Here is a 16,467-nt window from a genome sequence, read left to right as displayed (position 1 = left end):
GACAGGACAGCCCGATGCATCAATTCCGTTTACTCGGTGCCGGCCGGATTATAAAGCGGCGGATTATAGCAAACGCCACCCTCCGCCGTCAGGCAAAAATCTCGGCCAAAAAGTTTTGCATCGCTTGCCAGGAGCGGCGATCCGCCAGCGCTTGGTAAACCGTTCCGAAGCTCGGATTGTTGGCAACCGGATTGGTAAAGGCATGCATCGTGTTGCCGTAACTATGGACTTGCCAATCGGCACCGGCTCGGCTCAGCTCGGCCTGCAACGCCTGAACTTGCGCCGGCGGCGCCATCGGATCGTCGTGGCCGTGCAACACCAATACCTTGGCTTTAAGCCGCGGTTCCGGGATATTGTCCGGCGGCACCAATAAGCCGTGAAACGACACCACGCCGCGGATATCGGCTCCGGAACGGGCCAAATCCAGCGCGCATAACCCGCCGAAACAAAAGCCGATCGCCGCGATCTTGCCGTTATCGGCCCAAGGCAACAATTTCGCCGCCGCCAATGCGGCGTGCAGGCGTTTCTGCAATTTCGCCCGATCGGCCATGAAGGGTTGCATCAAACCGGCATTTTCTTCCGGACTCTTGCCCAGAACGCCGCGGCCGTATGTATCGGCGGCGAACCCCAAATAACCCCGTTCGGCCAGTAATTTAGCCTTTTCGGCAACGAAACCGTCGCGGCCGCCCCAAGCATGGTGAATCAGCACGACGGGGCGCGGACCGTCGATCGCATCGTCGTAAGCAAAAAAACCTTCCAAAGCCACGTCGCCGTCCAAATAACCGACCGTGTTAGACACTATTGCCATCTTTAATACCGTTCTACTTTCGAGTTACAAATCGCCTCTGGCTTGCAAGGCTTGCAAAAACCCTTCCGAGGCCTCTTCGACCAGATCCAGAACTCGCTCGAAGCCATAACTGCCGCCGTAATACGGGTCCGGCACTTCGCGCTGATTCAAGTGTGGAGCATATTCGAGAAACCGCCGGATCTTGTGTGCATGGTCTTGCGGGCAGACTTCAATCAATATCGCATGGTTATCGTCGTCCATCGCCAGAATGTGGTCGAAATTCTCGAAATCCTCGGCCACCACTTTGCGCGCTCGAATATGTTTCAACTCGATGCCGCGCTCCCTGGCCGCCTTTTGCGCGCGCAGGTCGGGCGCGTCGCCGACATGGTAGGCATGAGTGCCGGCCGAATCGATTTCAAAGCGCTCCGCCAGATTCTTTTCCGCCACCACGTTGGAAAAAACCCCCTCCGCAGTCGGGGAGCGGCAAATATTGCCCATACAAACAAACAAAACCTTGATTTTCCGCATAAGTTATAAAGTTTTCCGAGTCGTTGACGCTAAATTGTAAGCTATACTCAGCGCGTCTGTCTTGTGGGCCAAGCCACCATATACAAGCTAACTTTATAAAAAATACAACATGTTTCAGGAGCTTTAGGATGTTAATGATGAACTGGCATTCGGTGGGGGTAAAAGTGGTATCGATTACCATGTCCGTACTCACACTCGTCGGCGTGGCAATACTGATTGTGTATTCGAGCGCCGAGAAACAAAAACTGATCGACCGAGAAATAGCCGCTTCCCGCCAGCTTTTAATCCTATCCGAGTCCATTCGCGACAACGTCGTGAAAAAATGGGAAACCGGCGTCTACTCGCCGGAATTGCTGATGGATCTGATCGAACAGCACGGCCAAGCCAAAGCCCGGGATTTGGTCGTGGCGACGGTACCGACCGCAAACGCTTGGGACGTGGTCGAGTCGGAAGCCAAAGACCACGGCTTCCGCTTCAAAGCGCCTAGCCTGAATCCGCGTAATCCGCGTAACGCCGCCGACGAAATCGAGCGCAAAGCCCTGGATTATTTCAGAAGCAACCCATCCGCCAGCGACTACAGCTACATCGATGAAGAGAAAGAAGAAATTCGCTATCTGCGCCCGGTGAAAATGGTCAAGCAGTGCGAATTGTGCCACGGCGACCCGAAAACGTCGTCAACCTTATGGCGAAACGACAAAGGCGTCGATTTGCTGGGATATCCGATGGAAAACCGCCGCGCCGGCGAATTGCACGGAGCGTTCGAAATCATCACGCCGTTCAGCGTCGCATTGAACGAACTGAAGCAACACGTTTATTACGCTATCGGCTTTTTGTTGATAACGTTGGTCATCATTGGCTTCACCGGCTATTTCATGATGAACAAAATCATCATCGCGCCGCTGACGGCATTGGCCATCAAGCTGCAGGACATCGGGAGCGGCGACGGCGATTTGCGTGCCCGGTTGGATGCCAGCGGCAAGTCGGAATTCGCCTGGATCGCCTCCAGCTTCAATTCGTTCGTGCGTAAAATCGCCAAAACTATCGACCAAATCAGCGTGACCAGCGAAAAACTCGCCAGCGCGTCGCACAAATTAGCCAATATCACCCAATCCACCCAATCCGGCGTCGAACGCCAATTGCACGAAACTACGCTGGTCGCCAACGCGATGAAACAAATGACCGCGACGGTGCAGGAAGTTGCCCGAAATGCAGTACGCGCTTCCGAGGCGGCAGAAATCGCCGACAAAGAGGCCTCTTCCGGTAAAAACATCGTCAAGAACGCCGTGAACGGCATCAATAACTTGGCCTCGGAAGTGGAAAATGCGGCCAACGTGATTCACGAACTGGAAAACGACAGTAACAGTATCGGCGAAGTATTGGGCGTGATTCAGGGCATCGCCGAACAAACCAATCTGTTGGCGTTGAACGCCGCAATCGAAGCGGCCCGCGCCGGCGAACAAGGTCGTGGCTTCGCGGTAGTTGCCGATGAAGTCAGAACCCTGGCCAGCCGCACCCAAAACTCCACGTTGGAAATTCAAAAAACCATCGAACGCTTACAAGACCGGGCCAAGCAAGCCGTGGCAGTAATGGAAAACGGCAGAAGCCGCGCGACATCCAGCGTCGAACAAGCGGCATCCGCCGGCGGCTCGATTACGTCGATCAGCGAGCGCATCGACACGATCAACGACATGAACAACCAGATCGCCAGTGCCGCCGAGGAACAAACCGCGGTCGCGGAAGAAATCAACCGCAACATCAGCAATATTAGCCGCGTGTCCGAGGAGACTTCGGTCGGTGCAAAAAATACCGCCGAAGCCTGCCACGAGTTATTGGCTTTGGCCGATCAATTGCGTTCTATGGTAGGTAACTTCAAGACCTAGCTCGACCGGCGTTCCGGGGGCTGGCTTCACCACGAAGCCAGCCCCCGGAACCTGAAAAATCCGGCGACGGCCGGCTATACTTAGGGTGCACATTCCATCAAAGCACTCTAAGGATTTAGGACATGCCCACTTCGATAAACCAGTTGTTCGATCAACTTCACAAGATACCTCAAGTTCCCGAGGTCGTCAGATCCATCATCAACCAACTGAACGATCCGCATGCGGACATGCTCAACATCGCCAAGGACGTTGAGAAAGAACAAGTCATCGCACTCAAAATTCTGCGTCTGGTCAATTCGGCACACTTCGGCTTGTCGCGAAAAATCGGTTCCATCAACGAAGCCGTTGCCATGTTGGGACTCAACCAACTGAAAACCTTGGTGATTGCGTCCGGCATCGTCGCCGCGACGCCCGACATAAAAAATTTCGACATAAAACGCAGTTGGCAAAACAGTTTTCGCACTGCGGCCTATAGCAAATGGTTGGCGGAACAAGCCGGCGCGGCCGGCGATATCGCATACACTGCCGGCCTGCTCGCCAATCTGGGCAACGTGTTGATTCACATCGCCTGCCCGAGCGAAGCCAACGAAGTCGACCAACACGTCAAAGCGGGCTCCGCGCGTCCGGACATCGAGAAAAACCGTCTGGGTTTTACCAGCCACCAAGTCTGCGCCGAACTATGCCGGCGTTGGCGATTCGCCGATATATTGATCGAAACGCTCGAGCAGTCGGCAGAACCTTGGTTGGCGGAACCGCCGAGCAAATTGAGCGGCGCGGTATATCTGGCCGGCTGGATTAGCGATCGGCAAGATCGCGGTCTGGACCACGAAGAGATACTGTCCGGCCTTCCTACCAACGTTACCGCCCTATTGGAATTAGACTCGGTTCTACTGGCCGAAAAAATGCCCGCCGTTCTCGCGCAAAAATCGGAACTCGACGGGCTGCTGGATTGAAGCACCGGGCTTGGCTGAGGCCTTAACGCAGAGTCAAGCCCAGATTGACGGCGATATGCGCCAATTCGGTCGTGGTATCGACCTGTAACTTTTTCTTGATTTGCGTGGCGTAATTGGCCACGGTTTTATGGCCGAGACAGAGTTGGTCGGCAATTTTATGCACCGTCATGCCTTGCGCCAACAAACTGAAGACATCGAATTCCCGCGGCGAAAAACCGGCGATCGCCGCCTGGTGGTCCGGGCGCGGAGCATCGTTGTGATGTTGGCTTTTGATTAAACCCTGTTCGACGTAACTACCCCCGTCCATAATCGCAGCGATAGCCTCGGCCAAGATGCCGGGCGCGCTGTTTTTGGTAATGTAACCTTGCGCGCCGGCATTCAGCGCCCGGCCAACGTAAACCTGTTCGTGGTGAACGCTGAATACCAAAATTTTCGCCGCCGGATCGCGCTGGCAGATGCGGCGTATGGTTTCCAGGCCGCCGATACCCGGCATCGATAAATCCATCACCAAAATATCGGGTTTCAATTCCTGGTAAAGTTGAATCGCCTGTTCGCCGCGTTCGGCCTCGCCTATCACTTCAATTGCGTCGCCGGCCGCCAACAGCATCTTGAATCCGGCCCGCACCACCAAATGGTCGTCGACCAACAATATCTTGATTTTGCTCTTCATCACAGCGGAATCCTGGCATCCACCACCATACCTGCCCCAGGACTGGAGATAACTTTCAATTCGCCGTCCAACGACTTGATGCGCTCCTTAATCCCCAGCAATCCGAACCCCCGCTTCACCGCCTGCAGATCGCAGCCTTGGCCGTCATCCTGAACCCGCAGATGCAAACAGGCCGCCGGCGCCTCCGCACGGTCAAGATCGATGACCACCCGCTGGGCGCCGGCGTGGCGAACGACGTTGGTCAGGCACTCTTGAATCACGCGAAATATCTGCACCGTAAGATTTTTATCCAGGCGGTCGACCGCATCGCTGCAACGAATGTTCAACTGCAAGCCGGCATTCCGTTCCGACCAATGGTTGACCATTTCTTCCAATGTCGCTTTCAAGCCCAACTCGCTAAGCACTAATGGGTGCAATTGCTGCATCATCGAGCGCACCACGGTCATTAAATGATCGCAAATCTCGCTGATCGAGGCGCTGATCTTGGCCGTGTCGGCTTTTTGGTGACTAGCGGTTACGGCCATCACCTTGATGGCCGTCAAGGACTGGCCGAATTCGTCGTGCAGTTCCTGAGACAAGCGCCGGCGCTCCTCTTCCTGGATCGCCAGAGAATGCTGGGTCAGCGCCCGATTATCCTGGCGGGCTTTTTCCAGTTCCGCGGTCATATGGTTGATCGCATTGGCAATGTCATCGAATTCCTGGGTGGAAAACGGCGGCAGCTTATGCCGGTACTGGCCGGTCTCGATGACGCGCAAAGCGTCGACAATGACGGCAATCGACTGTAACGACTTGTTGAACACCAGATTCACGGCCAAAAAAGTCAATAAGGTCAGCAGCGAAATCGACGCTAAAAAAGCGACGCTTTCACCCCAGACTTCGGTAATCTCGTCCAGCGGTTGCGCCTGAATAATCAGTTTCAGCTCCTGCCCGTCTTCGGTTTTCAACTGGTGTTCCACCTGGGGATAATCGCTTTTCACCAGACCGATGAACCAGGCGGGGGGCATTTCCTCGGGATCGCTCGGCAGGGCTTCGCCGGCAAAATGAATCAACTGCCCATCCGGTTTTTGCAGCTGGATGGTCAAGTGCCGGGTCTGGCGCAGGGCGCTGAATCGCGATAAATCATTGCTTTGTTGAAATACCGGAGTGTCGGCAATCCCCAACGTAATGAGTTGCAGCGCCAAGTGTATGGAAGCGTCGACTTCTTTTGCCACTGCCTGCCGGGCCTGCCATATCGCCATTGCCCCTCCCAACAGCAAAATGCAGATCGACGACAACAACACGCGAAAGATAATCTGGTAGCGAAGACTCATTGCACCGTGACGCTCAAAACCGGATATTATCCGGCGTGGGCCGAATTGCAGCCACAGGAAAAATTCACTTTCTGGATCGCACCTATGAACCGGGCAATTCGCCATCACTACATTCGCCGACACCGGACAGCCGGAGCCCAAGTTGACATGAAAATTCGACCTTACCGGCCGGAAGACCAAGAGCCGATCATCCAGCTATGGCAGGCATGCGGACTACTGCGCCCCTGGAACAATCCATATCTGGATATCGAACGCAAGCTGGACGTACAACCGGAATTATTCCTGGTCGGCGTCGATGCCGACCAAAACATCATCGGTAGCGTAATGGCCGGTTACGATGGCCACCGCGGCTGGGTCAACTATCTTGCCGTTGCGCCGGACAAACGCCGTTCGGCGCTGGGCAGGCAGTTGATGCACGCCGCGGAAACGGAACTGGCCAAGCGCGGCTGCCCTAAACTGAACCTGCAGGTTCGCATCGGCAACGATGCCGCGCTGGCGTTTTACCAAAGCCTGGGTTACCTGCCGGACGATGTGGTCAGCCTCGGGAAAAGGCTGATTTCGGACCTCGACCCGCAGTAAATCCGGCCTGGGCGAGGCGGCCTAACCTACCCAGGCTCGGGCATTTCTGAACATCCGCATCCAGGCGCCGTCTTCGGCCCAATCGGCCGGGTGCCAGGAGTTTTGCACCGCTCTGAAACAACGTTCCGGATGCGGCATCATGATGGTGAAACGGCCGTCCGCAGTAGTCAGGCCGGTGATGCCGAGCGGCGAACCGTTGGGATTGGCCGGGAAGGCCGCGGTTACTTGGCCATAGTTGTCGACGTAGCTGAGCGCGACCTGCGCTTGCGCCGGATTCGCCGAGCCGAATTCCGCCCGGCCCTCGCCGTGGGCGACGACCACCGGCAGCAGCGAACCCGCCATGCCGGCAAAGAAAATGGACGGCGAGGCCTGAATTTTGACCATCGCCACCCGCGCCTCGAACTGCTCGGACAGGTTGCGTTTGAACGCCGGCCAATGTTCGGCGCCGGGGATGATGTCCTTCAAGCCGGACATCATCTGGCAGCCGTTGCAAACGCCCAGGCCGAAGGTATCCGGACGAGCGAAGAACGCAGCGAATTCGGCCCGGGCCTTGGCATTGAACAATATCGACTTGGCCCAGCCGCCGCCGGCACCCAGCACGTCGCCGTAGGAAAAGCCGCCGCAGGCCACCAGGCCTTTGAACTCGCTCAGACTGACCCGGCCGCCGATGACGTCGGTCATGTGTACGTCGATGGCATCGAAGCCAGCCCGGTCGAAAGCCGCCGCCATCTCGACGTGGCCGTTGACGCCCTGCTCGCGCAGAATCGCTACTTTCGGCTTGGCTTGCCCAACAAAGCCGGCGGCGATATCGTCGTTCGGATCGAAAGTCAGCTGCGCGGTCAGACCGGGATCGTTATCGTCGGCGATGCGTTCGAACTGCTGTTTAGCGCAATCCGGGTTGTCGCGCAAGGCCTGCATCCGGTAACTGACTTCCGACCAGGTTTGCTGTAACTCGGCGCGCGACGCGCTATAGAGCTCCCGACCGGCTTTGAAAATACGCAACTGCCGGCCATCGACGACTCGGCCCACCACGAAGCTGTGGTCGTCCAGACCGACCTGATCCAACAGCCGGGCGACTTGATTCAACTCGCTGTTTTTGATTTGCAACACCGCGCCCAATTCCTCGTTGAACAGCCCTGAAAGCGTATCCCCGGTCAAATCGGACAAGTCCAGATCGACGCCCTTACGGCCGGCGAACAGCATTTCCGCAACCGTCGCCAGCAAGCCGCCGTCGGCCCGGTCGTGGTAGGCCAGGATCAGGCCTTGCTCGTTTAGGGCTTGGATGGTGTCGAAGAAACGTTTGAACAGGCTGGCATCGTCCAAGTCGGGCGCTTGGCTGCCGAGCTGGTTGTAAACTTGCGCCAATACCGAGCCGCCGAGGCGGTTTTTGCCTTGGCCCAGATCGATCAACAGCAATACGCTGTCTTCGTTCTTCAGTTCCGGCGTCAGCGTGTTGCGTACGTCCAGTACCGGCGCGAAGGCGGTGATGATTAACGACAGCGGCGAGGTCATGATTTTGTCTTTGCCGCCGTCCTGCCAGACGGTTTTCATCGACAACGAGTCCTTGCCGACCGGAATCGCGATACCCAGTGCCGGACACAATTCCATGCCGACCGCTTTCACGGTATCGAACAAGGCAGCGTCTTCGCCGGGGCTGCCGCAGGCCGCCATCCAGTTGGCGGACAGTTTGACGTCGTTCAAATTGCCGATGCGCGCGGCGGCCAAATTGGTCAAGGCTTCGCCTATCGCCATCCGGCCGGAGGCCGGCCCGTCGATCAAGGCCAGCGGCGTGCGCTCGCCCATCGCCATCGCCTCACCGGTATAAGCCCGGAATCCGGATGCGGTCACCGCGACGTCGGCCACCGGCACCTGCCACGGCCCGACCATCTGGTCGCGTGCAACCAGACCGGTGACGGAACGGTCGCCGATGTGGATCAGGAAACTTTTATCGGCCACGGCCGGAAACGCCAACACCCGTTTGACCGCTTCCCCCAGCTCGACTTGATCTAAAGCCAAATCCGGCAAGGCTTTGTGTAGCCGCTTCACGTCGCGGTGCATTTTCGGCGGTTTGCCGAACAACACCGACATCGGTAGATCGATAGGCGACGATTGGCCGAACCACTCGTCGCTCAGCGTTAAATGTTCTTCGTCGGTGGCGTGGCCGATCACGGCGTATAGACAGTGCTCGCGCTCGCAAAAGCTTTGGAACAGTTCCAGCGACTCCGGCTTGATCGCCACCACGTAACGTTCCTGAGCCTCGTTGCACCAGATTTGCATCGGCGACATGCCCTTGTCGGCGTTTTGCACCTTGCGCAATTCGAAGCGGCCGCCTTTGCCGGCGTCGTGAATGATTTCCGGCACCGCGTTGGATAAGCCGCCGGCACCGATGTCGTGGATAGAGACAATCGGCGTGTCCTCGCCCAGCGAGTTACAGTGGTTGATGACTTCCTGGCAACGGCGCTGCATTTCCGGGTTTTCGCGTTGCACCGAGGCGAAATCCAGCTCGGCCGCGCTGGCACCGGAGGTTTGCGACGAGGCCGCACCGCCGCCCAAGCCGATCAGCATGGCCGGACCGCCCAGAATCACGATCAACGCACCGGCCGGAATCGGTTGTTTCTCGACCAGCATCGGCCGAATGTTGCCCATGCCGCCGGCGATCATGATCGGTTTGTGGTAACCGCGAAAATGGTTGGCTTCGCCGCTTTCGGCCGGCTGCTCGAAGCTGCGGAAATAGCCGGCCAGATTGGGCCGGCCGAATTCGTTGTTGAACGCCGCGCCGCCGATAGGCCCTTCCAGCATGATGTCCAGGGCCGAGGCGATGCGCTCCGGCTTGCCGTTGTCGGCCTCCCAGGGTTGGGCGAAACCGGGGATTTTCAAATGCGACACGCTGAAACCGGTCAGGCCGGCCTTGGTCTGCGAGCCGCGGCCGGTCGCGCCTTCGTCGCGGATCTCGCCGCCGGAACCCGTGGCCGCGCCCGGATGCGGGGAAATCGCGGTCGGGTGGTTGTGGGTCTCGACCTTCATCAAAATGTGCGCGGCTTCCTCGACGTAGCCGTATCGGTGGCTATCCGCGTGGCGGATGAAAACCTGCGCGGAGGGACCCACCAGCACCGAGGCATTGTCTTTATAAGCCGACAACACGCCTTGCGGATGCAGATTGTGGGTGTTGCGTATCATCGCGAACAGCGACTTGGCCTGTTCTTCGCCGTCTATGCTCCAACTGGCGTTGAAGATTTTGTGGCGGCAATGCTCGGAATTGGCCTGGGCGAACATCATCAACTCGACGTCGGTCGGGTTGCGGCCCAGTCGGGTGAAGCTGTCGGCCAGATAATCGATCTCGTCGGCCGACAAGGCCAGGCCCAATTCGGCGTTGGCTTGTTCCAATGCGGCCCGGCCGTTTTCGATAACGGCAACGGTTTGTAACGGCTTGGGTTCGTGCTTGGCGAACAAGTCCAACCCAGTTGGGTCCGATACAACCTGCTGGGTCATCCTGTCGTGCAATACCGCCGCTATATTTTGTTTAACTTCATCGGCCAGCGCTGCGCCGCTAAAAAACCGGTACTCGATGCCGCGCTCGATGCGCTTCACAGCGGTCAAACCACAACGCTCGGCGATTTCGGACGCCTTGCTCGACCACGGCGAAATCGTCCCCAATCGCGGCACCACCCATAGTACCCCGGCCGGTTCGAGGCCGGCGCCGGCGGCTGGCGCGTGGTCGGCGGCGTCGCCGTAGTCGAGCAAGCGCGCCAGCATGGCTTGTTGCGCCGGGCTTAAATCGGCGTCGAGTTGCACGAAATGTTGAAAGCGCGCATCGATGCCGACGATGCCGGCGTCGATAGCCTGTAAATCGCCGAGCAATTTTTCGATACGGAAACGGGACAATGCGGAGGTGCCGGGAAGGATCAACATAGTAAATTCGAAGGTTTGTAACGCAAAATAGAGGTGCTTGCCGCGCCGGCATGGCCGCCGGACGCAAACTTGGCGCAGACGGTTATTTCTCCGCCGGCGCTTCCGTGGGTTCCGTCGACAAATCCTGTTTGATGCCGTCGGTAATTAATCTGAGTAAAGAGGTGGCGACCTCGTTGGACAGCGTAGCGCCGGATTCGTCTTGCACGGTGACTTCGGCCGTTTGGGCGTCCAGCTCGTTGACGCTAATCCTGTACTCCTGCTCCCGGCTAGGGTCTTCGCCGAACAAGAAGTTAATTTCGTCCCAAAACGAGCCGTCTTCCGGTTTGACGGCATTCGGGTCGTATTTGACGAAGAAATAGCGTTTGTCGACGTTGCGTTCGACGACCTCCATTTTTTGCCGGCTCAAAGCTTTGCCCACCAGCCACCAGGCTTGCTGAGCGGATTGGTCGATTTGCAAACTGCTGACGCCGGGCGTGCCTGCCGGGCGCGGCGCCGGCGCCGGCTCCGCGGTTTCTGCCGCCTTAGCCGAGCGCACGGAAGCCCGGTTTTCGGTGTCGACCTGCTCGGCTTTGGCGGCGCTTGTTTCCGTAGTTGGCGCAGCAACCGCCTCGGCCGCTACCGGTGCCGGCGTGGTAGCGGGCCGCGTCGCCAGGGTTTTGTGTTTCAGATCATCCGGGATCACCAATTCCGGAATTTCGTTGGTAAATTGGTAATCCCGCTCTTTGTCCGGAAACCAGCTTTTGATGTAACTGCAAGCCGGCAAACCGCAGACGAAAGCGCCGGCTAACGCCAGCCGCGGAAATATCGCTAATTTCATGAGGGCAGAACGCCGGCTTGCCGCATTGCCGCCCGCACGGTATCGAAACACTCTGCGCTGAGCCAGGTCAACGGCAGGCGGATGCCCTTGCCGATCAGGCCCATTTCCGCAACGGCCCATTTCACCGGGATTGGGTTGGATTGAATGAACAGTGCGCTATGCAAACCTGCCAGGCGGGCGTCTATCGCCTCGGCTTCGGCGCGGTCGCCGCGGAGCGCAGCGGCCAACATCTGATGCAGTAGCCGCGGCGCTACGTTGCCGGTCACAGTAATACTGCCGTTGCCGCCCATCAGGCAGAATTCGCAACTGGTGGCGTCGTCGCCGGTGTAAAGCGCAAATCCGGTGCCAGCCAGATTGCGGATTTGCTCGACGCGCTCCAGTTTGCCGGTGGCCTCTTTGACACCGACGATATTGTCGATCTTGGACAATCGGCCTACCGTTTCCGGTAGCAAATCGCACCCGGTGCGGCCGGGCACGTTGTACAGAATCTGCGGGATATCCACCGCCTCCGCAACCGCCTTGTAATGCAGGTACAAGCCTTCCTGAGTCGGTTTGTTGTAATAAGGCGTGACCAGCAGACAGGCGTCCGCCCCGACTTGCTTGGCCCGCTCTGTCAAGTGAATCGCTTCGCGGGTGCAGTTGGCGCCGGTGCCGGCGATGACGGGTATCCGGCCGGCTACGCAATCGACGACGAATTTGATGACTGCGCAATGTTCGTCTTCGTCGAGAGTTGCCGATTCGCCGGTGGTACCGACCGCCACCAATGCGTCGCTGCCCTGCTCTATATGAAATTCCACCAGGTTTTTTAAGCTGGCCTCATCCACCGCACCGTCTTCAAGCATCGGGGTAATCAGCGCAACAATACTACCTTGAATCATGCAAATCTCTCGTTAAGATGAGTTAAAACCTATCCATTATAACAAGCCGGCCTTGAAAACTCAGCCTGTTAATACCGGCCGTTGTCCATGCGCAGCTACCGAAAACGTCGCCGCAGCCGACGCGAAGCGAAAAACTGCGCGGGCCTTGGTCCACCGCCGATGTCAATGTTTGGACCGTAAATATAATTTTGTGGCGCGCACGTACCAGCCGTAATACAACAGATAAGCCACCAGAAATACCAAGTAACCGGACCATAAAATATCCGACACGAAGTGGCCGCCCGATGTCATTCGGGTCAAGCCCATGGTCCAAGCCAGCGCCAAGGTCAAGCCGAAATAAAGCAGCTTGTGGCTTTGCGATAAAAAATAAAGCACAAAAAAGGTATAACCGACCGCACAATGGCCGCAAACAAAGGATTTGTCGGGAGTGTGGCCGAATTGCAACGGCGGCGTGTATTGATATTCGCCGCCGAATTGGGTGACGTGCACAGGTCTAGCCCGGCCCCAATTGTCTTTGACGATCAAATTAATCACCAAGCCCGGTCCGATGGCGATCACCAGCAAGATGTACAAAGCCCGCAAGCGGAAGCGGCGGGTGTAAGCGTTAAAATGGCCGACGACATAGACCGCCAGCGCAACGATACCCGACCAAACCGTAAACGGAAAAGCGTAGTCGTATAGTACTTCCCACAGCCCCCAATGTTGGTAGGGCCAGACGTCGCCGACCCGGTCCGGTCGGTAAAACAAAGCGGCCAGACGCAAATCCAGATCGCTGAACCAAAACGGCAGCGTGGTCAGGCTGGCCAGGATCATCCATAGTTCGAGCTCGCGGCGGGCGCGCCTAATTGTCCGATGCAACATAGCTTTCCTTGTCTGCTCTCCGTTTGGTGGGGTCCGGCCAGTATTTCAGGTTTTCGCCCAGATACAAATAATATTTGGCGCCGGGCCGATCCGGATTGGCAATTTCCGCTAAAAACCTGAATCGCTCGAAAGCGCCTACCAATTCGGCTGGAACCGACTCCGCCGTTTGTTCGGCTATGATAAAGCCGTTCTTGCCGACATATTTCACAGGCCCCGGCCAAACTTCGTATTGGCTGGACACCTCGCCGCTTGTTTCGAAGCGGTAAGCCCGCGGATGGTCCGGCAAGTAAAACGCCAGCTCGCTGGCCAGATAACGATGGCCCAATGCCAGCAAAAAGGTATCTTCGACTTGCGGCACGCTGATCAACCGTTCGAAATGCACATCGACCGCCAGTTCGCGCCAGCTTTTAAAGCGCTTGGTCGGATCCAGCGCGGTGTTTTGCAGATTGAACGCCTGCAGCAGAATCGGTAAAGCATAGGTCGTCGCGACCATCAAAAAACCGAAAGCCAGCGCGTATTTAAAACTTCTCTGCCAGTAACCGGCCCAACGCTCGCCGGCTAATAAGATCAGGCCGGTAAAATAGAACGGCATAGGCCAATTGCCCTGTGCCTTCTGTAGAAAACTCAACAGCAATACGCCCAGCAACAAGGCTGGCCCCATCAGCAACAGGAAGCGCTGCTCGGCACCAAGCTTTCCGAAATTGAACGCCGCCCGCAAGCTGCTGAGCAGCAGCAAGGCGAAAATGCCAGGGGATACCAATAACACCTGATACAACAGAAAATCTCGCGCCCATTGCAGATGTTTGGTCAGCGGCACCGGCTCAGGGTTGCCAAAATGGCTGCGGCTATGGCCGAACATGACCCAATCGTGCTGCTGGTTCCACCACAGGATCGGCACTGCAGCGATTAAAATCGGCAACAAATACAGCGGAAATTCCTTTTTCAACAAATGGCGGCGCTGGCTATCGGTCAATAAAAATACCAGCAACATCGCCGGCAAGGCCAATGCCGCCTGCTTGCTGAGCAAAGCCGCGGCGCTGGCGCATCCGGCCCACAACCAAGCCCGCGCTTGCCCGTCGAACAGTGCGCGGCGCAAATAATAAATCGCCATGATCCAGAAGCAGTACAACGGCGGATCGATCGTCATCAAAAAATTGGCCAGCACATTGATCGGCGTCGCCAAAACCAACAATAAGGCCAGGGCGCCGCCACGGGCGCCGAAAAACGCGCGAGCCGTGGCATAAAAAAACCACAGAAACACAGCCCCCAACACCAGCGCCGGCATTCGCACCGCAACGGTGAAATCGCCCAACAGCCAAGTGGAAAGGCCGATCAACCAAGCCACCATCGGCGGTTTACTGTAGTAACACCAATCCGGCCGCCGCGACCAATCCCAGTAATACGCTTCGTCGCCGATCAAATCCAGACCGTTTATCAATAAAAATCCACCGCGCACCGCCAACGCAGCCAAAATCACTGCACCGGGGTAATTCTCGATCCAACGTAGAATTTTCTCCGCCATCGGCAGGTTCACTCCAATTTCTCCAGATAATGCAACAACAGTTGCAGGCTGCGCTGGCTGCGAAACTCGTTGATGTCCAACTTATACGCCGCGTTGATTTTGCGGCAGCCGAGCCATTTTTCCGGGTGGTCGGCAAAGAAGGCAATCGCATCCAGCATTTGCCCGCTGAACGGCAGTCGCAACACGAATTTCAAATGCTGGTGACCGACGATACGGCATTGGATCACATCGAACACGCCATTAAATTCGGGCTCCGGAAAGGCTTGGCCCCACACCGCGGCCTGGCGCAAGGTTTCGGCGAATTCCAGCGTCAGATGGCGCTCGTCGAGTTCGCCGTCGGAATAAACTTTCTGCTGCAGATCGACGTTTTCCAGCTTGCCTGCCACCGTTTCGGCGAAGGCTAGAGCAAAATGCGGATAGTCGTGCAGTTTTATGGTCAAGCCCGCCGCCATCGCGTGGCCACCGAATTTAGTCAGAATCTGCGGATGCCGGGCGGCGATGTCGCTGAGCACGTCGCGCACGTGCACGCCGGCAATCGAACGGGCGGAACCTTTAATATCGCCGTTCTCGGCCGGCGCGAACGCAATCACCGGCCGGTGCACGCGGTCCTTGATCCGGGCCGCCAGAATGCCGATCACCCCCTGGTGCCAATTCGCGTCGAACAGACAGACGCCAGCCGGCACATGCTGCTCGTCCAACGCCTTCATTTCGGCCAGTACGGCCATGGCCTCGGTTTTCATTTGGCCTTCGACTTCCTTGCGGTCCTGGTTCAACGCATGCAGTTGCTCGGCAATATCCCGCGCCAAACTGGGGTCGTTGGTCAACAGGCACTGGATGCCCAAGGTCATATCGTCCATGCGCCCGGCGGCGTTCAAGCGCGGCGCGACGGCAAAGCCCAAATCGCTGGCATGTATGCTTGACAGCGATTTCCCGGCTACTTCCACCAGGGCTTTGATGCCGGGCTGGCATTGGCCGGAACGAATCCGCAGCAGCCCCTGGTGCACCAGTATCCGGTTGACCTGATCCAATGCCACCACGTCGGCCACCGTGCCCAAAGCCGCATAATCCAGAAACTGGGCCAAATTGGGTTCGGCGATGCCCCGTTTTTCGAACCAATGGGTTTCCCTTAACCGGATCCGCAACGCCATCAGGATATAAAACATCACGCCGACGCCGGCAATATTCCGACTGGGAAATTTGTCGTCCGCCAGGTTCGGGTTGACGATGGCGTCGGCTGCCGGCAATTCCGCGCCGGGCAAATGGTGGTCGGTGATCAATACGGTAAAGCCGGCGGCTTTCGCGGCTTTGACGCCGTCGATGCTGGAGATGCCGTTATCGACGGTAAGAATGATGTCCGGCTTCTGCCGTTTGACCAACTCGACGATTTCCGGGGTCAAACCGTAGCCGTACTCGAAGCGGTTCGGGACCACGAAATCCAAATTTTCGGCCCCCAGCAAAGCCAATCCCTTCAGCGCCAACGCGCAACTGGTGGCGCCGTCGGCATCGAAGTCGGCCACCACGGTGATTTTGCTTTGCCGCTCCAAGGCGGCGAGCAAGTGTTCGGCCATGGCCTTCATACCCGACAACAACCACGGCGACGGCAACCGCGCCAAACCGCGATCGAGTTGCTCGGCATTCTGCACGCCGCGACTGTTGAAAATCCGTTGCAACACCGGGTCCATTTCGCCGAAATGCGGATTTTTCACCAACTCGGGGCGTGGAACGATGACTTTTTTAACGCTTTGCAGATACATATCAGCCCATAAAAAAGCC

Annotated in this window: 13 protein-coding genes; 3 read left to right on the top strand and 10 right to left on the bottom strand. The window is 57.3% G+C overall.

The genetic code is table 11. The features are described from left to right. Nucleotides 1–88: 88 nt before the first annotated feature. Nucleotides 89–808, bottom strand: coding sequence for a dienelactone hydrolase family protein (locus VXJ35_RS10790; protein WP_064021556.1), 720 nt, complete (start codon nucleotides 806–808; stop codon nucleotides 89–91). A gap of 24 nt (nucleotides 809–832) precedes the next feature. After that, nucleotides 833–1,315 (bottom strand): low molecular weight protein-tyrosine-phosphatase, encoded by a 483-nt coding sequence (locus VXJ35_RS10785; RefSeq protein WP_064021555.1) that lies wholly within the window; start codon nucleotides 1,313–1,315, stop codon nucleotides 833–835. Between the two features lie 134 nt (nucleotides 1,316–1,449). Between VXJ35_RS10785 and VXJ35_RS10780 the strand changes: the two genes are divergently transcribed. Together VXJ35_RS10780 and VXJ35_RS10775 are read left to right on the top strand one after the other, a co-directional pair. After that, nucleotides 1,450–3,195, top strand: a complete 1,746-nt coding sequence (locus VXJ35_RS10780) for a methyl-accepting chemotaxis protein (protein WP_408953938.1) — start codon at nucleotides 1,450–1,452, stop codon at nucleotides 3,193–3,195. Between the two features lie 122 nt (nucleotides 3,196–3,317). Continuing rightward, the gene (locus VXJ35_RS10775; RefSeq protein ID WP_064021553.1) at nucleotides 3,318–4,148 is read left to right on the top strand and encodes an HDOD domain-containing protein; all 831 of its coding nucleotides are present in this window, start codon (nucleotides 3,318–3,320) and stop codon (nucleotides 4,146–4,148) included. A 22-nt stretch (nucleotides 4,149–4,170) separates the two neighbouring features. Here the strand turns inward: VXJ35_RS10775 and VXJ35_RS10770 are convergent, their stop codons facing one another. Both VXJ35_RS10770 and VXJ35_RS10765 read right to left on the bottom strand, forming a co-directional pair. Then, complete coding sequence (locus VXJ35_RS10770) at nucleotides 4,171–4,818, bottom strand: response regulator transcription factor (RefSeq protein WP_064021552.1); 648 nt, start codon at nucleotides 4,816–4,818, stop codon at nucleotides 4,171–4,173. Beyond that, nucleotides 4,818–6,128 carry a sensor histidine kinase gene (locus tag VXJ35_RS10765; RefSeq protein ID WP_064021551.1) on the bottom strand — a complete coding sequence of 437 codons (1,311 nt, stop codon included), beginning with the start codon at nucleotides 6,126–6,128 and terminating at the stop codon, nucleotides 4,818–4,820. Before VXJ35_RS10765 ends, VXJ35_RS10770 begins: the two co-directional genes overlap by 1 nt. A gap of 147 nt (nucleotides 6,129–6,275) precedes the next feature. On the opposite strand from VXJ35_RS10765, the gene VXJ35_RS10760 reads away from it, so the two are divergent. After that, nucleotides 6,276–6,707, top strand: a complete 432-nt coding sequence (locus VXJ35_RS10760; protein ID WP_064021550.1) for a GNAT family acetyltransferase — start codon at nucleotides 6,276–6,278, stop codon at nucleotides 6,705–6,707. A gap of 21 nt (nucleotides 6,708–6,728) precedes the next feature. On the opposite strand, the gene purL is transcribed toward VXJ35_RS10760, so the two are convergent. From purL to recJ, 6 genes are all read right to left on the bottom strand, one after another. Beyond that, entirely contained in the window at nucleotides 6,729–10,616 is a 3,888-nt protein-coding gene (gene purL, locus VXJ35_RS10755; protein ID WP_064021549.1) for a phosphoribosylformylglycinamidine synthase, read from the bottom strand. Between the two features lie 82 nt (nucleotides 10,617–10,698). After that, nucleotides 10,699–11,433: an outer membrane protein assembly factor BamC gene (gene bamC, locus VXJ35_RS10750; RefSeq protein WP_064021548.1), complete on the bottom strand. Its 735-nt coding sequence runs from the start codon at nucleotides 11,431–11,433 to the stop codon at nucleotides 10,699–10,701. Continuing rightward, entirely contained in the window at nucleotides 11,430–12,311 is an 882-nt protein-coding gene (gene dapA / locus VXJ35_RS10745; protein ID WP_064021547.1) for a 4-hydroxy-tetrahydrodipicolinate synthase, read from the bottom strand. Before dapA ends, bamC begins: the two co-directional genes overlap by 4 nt. Before the next feature lie 162 nt (nucleotides 12,312–12,473). Continuing rightward, on the bottom strand, nucleotides 12,474–13,124 hold the full coding sequence (locus tag VXJ35_RS10740) for a phosphatase PAP2 family protein (RefSeq protein WP_231914892.1): 651 nt from the start codon (nucleotides 13,122–13,124) through the stop codon (nucleotides 12,474–12,476). Nucleotides 13,125–13,152: 28 nt separating this feature from the next. Further along, a complete protein-coding gene (locus VXJ35_RS10735) occupies nucleotides 13,153–14,694 on the bottom strand; it encodes a glycosyltransferase family 39 protein (RefSeq protein WP_064023471.1) in 1,542 nt (513 codons plus the stop codon). 8 nt (nucleotides 14,695–14,702) lie between these two features. After that, complete coding sequence (recJ, locus tag VXJ35_RS10730) at nucleotides 14,703–16,448, bottom strand: single-stranded-DNA-specific exonuclease RecJ (protein WP_082880882.1); 1,746 nt, start codon at nucleotides 16,446–16,448, stop codon at nucleotides 14,703–14,705. Between the last annotated feature and the right edge of the window lie 19 nt (nucleotides 16,449–16,467).

Origin of the sequence: Methylomonas sp. DH-1 (genome assembly GCF_046097555.1) — a bacterium.
Lineage (GTDB): Bacteria > Pseudomonadota > Gammaproteobacteria > Methylococcales > Methylomonadaceae > Methylomonas > Methylomonas koyamae.
The sequence above is the reverse complement of the archived record's forward strand: the minus strand, read 5'-3'. Positions and strand labels throughout refer to the sequence as shown.

What these genes read in the sequence shown, in the direction of transcription:
- VXJ35_RS10780 (WP_408953938.1), top strand. Translation starts at nt 1,450, where the DNA reads ATGATGAACTGGCATTCGGTGGGGGTAAAAGTGGTATCGATTACCATG.
- VXJ35_RS10740 (WP_231914892.1), bottom strand. Translation starts at nt 13,124, where the DNA reads ATGATCCTGGCCAGCCTGACCACGCTGCCGTTTTGGTTCAGCGATCTG.
- recJ (WP_082880882.1), bottom strand. Translation starts at nt 16,448, where the DNA reads ATGTATCTGCAAAGCGTTAAAAAAGTCATCGTTCCACGCCCCGAGTTG.
- VXJ35_RS10760 (WP_064021550.1), top strand. Translation starts at nt 6,276, where the DNA reads ATGAAAATTCGACCTTACCGGCCGGAAGACCAAGAGCCGATCATCCAG.
- VXJ35_RS10790 (WP_064021556.1), bottom strand. Translation starts at nt 808, where the DNA reads ATGGCAATAGTGTCTAACACGGTCGGTTATTTGGACGGCGACGTGGCT.
- VXJ35_RS10765 (WP_064021551.1), bottom strand. Translation starts at nt 6,128, where the DNA reads ATGAGTCTTCGCTACCAGATTATCTTTCGCGTGTTGTTGTCGTCGATC.
- VXJ35_RS10775 (WP_064021553.1), top strand. Translation starts at nt 3,318, where the DNA reads ATGCCCACTTCGATAAACCAGTTGTTCGATCAACTTCACAAGATACCT.
- purL (WP_064021549.1), bottom strand. Translation starts at nt 10,616, where the DNA reads ATGTTGATCCTTCCCGGCACCTCCGCATTGTCCCGTTTCCGTATCGAA.
- bamC (WP_064021548.1), bottom strand. Translation starts at nt 11,433, where the DNA reads ATGAAATTAGCGATATTTCCGCGGCTGGCGTTAGCCGGCGCTTTCGTC.
- VXJ35_RS10735 (WP_064023471.1), bottom strand. Translation starts at nt 14,694, where the DNA reads ATGGCGGAGAAAATTCTACGTTGGATCGAGAATTACCCCGGTGCAGTG.
- dapA (WP_064021547.1), bottom strand. Translation starts at nt 12,311, where the DNA reads ATGATTCAAGGTAGTATTGTTGCGCTGATTACCCCGATGCTTGAAGAC.
- VXJ35_RS10785 (WP_064021555.1), bottom strand. Translation starts at nt 1,315, where the DNA reads ATGCGGAAAATCAAGGTTTTGTTTGTTTGTATGGGCAATATTTGCCGC.
- VXJ35_RS10770 (WP_064021552.1), bottom strand. Translation starts at nt 4,818, where the DNA reads ATGAAGAGCAAAATCAAGATATTGTTGGTCGACGACCATTTGGTGGTG.